The sequence below is a fragment of the Cognatundibacterium luofuense genome (assembly GCF_018139685.1).
GTDB classification, from domain to species: domain Bacteria; phylum Pseudomonadota; class Gammaproteobacteria; order Burkholderiales; family Burkholderiaceae_D; genus Undibacterium; species Undibacterium luofuense.
On record NZ_JAGSPN010000036.1, the window covers coordinates 1 to 1,037 of the forward strand.

Annotated in this window: 1 protein-coding gene; it reads right to left on the reverse strand. The window is 57.5% G+C overall.

The features are described 5' to 3' along the window. Positions 1 to 55: 55 nt before the first annotated feature. Positions 56 to 988, reverse strand: coding sequence for an IS5 family transposase (locus KDM89_RS19105; RefSeq protein ID WP_212689510.1), 933 nt, complete (start codon positions 986 to 988; stop codon positions 56 to 58). Between the last annotated feature and the right edge of the window lie 49 nt (positions 989 to 1,037).

Genomic DNA, 1,037 nt, shown 5'->3' on the forward strand with positions numbered 1-1,037 from the left:
GGGCGCTGTTGCACAAATCCTGAACAGGTCGAGACACCCCTTCCCCCAGACCGATTTACGCCACCGCCACCGTGCATGGACGGCCCAGCATGCTGAAGCGATTCAAGATGGCAGCACGCACTTGCAGCTCTGCCACTTGACCATCGAAGCACCGAGCCATCACCCTTTCACCCAACCGTTTGAAACAATACATCTTGGTTTCCACCAAACTGCGGCGATGATAGCCACTCCAGCGCTTCCAAATCGCCCGGCCTAGTCGTTTGGTTGCCCGTAGAATCTCGTTCCGAGCCAGCACACCCAGCGAACTTCCTTTCCACGATCTCGCATTCTTGCGAGTCGGAATGCATCCACTTGCGCCCCGCGCGGCAATCGCTTCATGACAGACTTGGGTATCGAAAGCCCCATCCCCGCTCACGCAGCTTATCGACTCATCGGCCGGGATCTGCGCCAATAGCGAAGGCAGCATTTGCGCATCGCCCTGACGGTTGTCAGTCACCTCAATGGCGCGAATCTGCAGGGTTTGCGCATCGATGCCCAGATGCACTTTGCGCCATTGCCGGCGATATTCTGCGCCGTGCTTCTTGGTTTTCCACTCACCTTCGCCCAGCATCTTGATGCCTGTGCTATCCACCAGCAGATGCAGCGCACCTGAGCTTTTCTGGTAGGGAATTTTGACCTGCAGCGTCTGCTGCCGCCTGGATAGCGTGCTGTAATCTGGAACGCCCCAGTCCAGACCCGCCAGCTTGAGCAGGCTTTGGATGAAGCCGATGGTCTGCCTCAACGCCAGTCCAAACAGGTTTTTGATGGTCAGGCAGAATTGAATGGCGGCATCGCTATAGGTTTGCGTCCGTCCGCGCGTACCGCGTGGAGTGGCCTGCCATGACATGTTTGTGTCCAGCCAGACCGACAGAGAGCCGCGTTGGATCAGAGCTTGGTTGTAGGCTTGCCAGTTGGTAGTGCGGTAACGTTTCGGAGCGGGCTTGGTCATGCCACTATCTTACCAAGCCTCGCTGGGGAAGGATTTGTGCAACAGCGCC

Coding starts and splice junctions, on each gene's coding strand:
- KDM89_RS19105 (WP_212689510.1), bottom strand. CDS start 988: ATGACCAAGCCCGCTCCGAAACGTTACCGCACTACCAACTGGCAAGCC.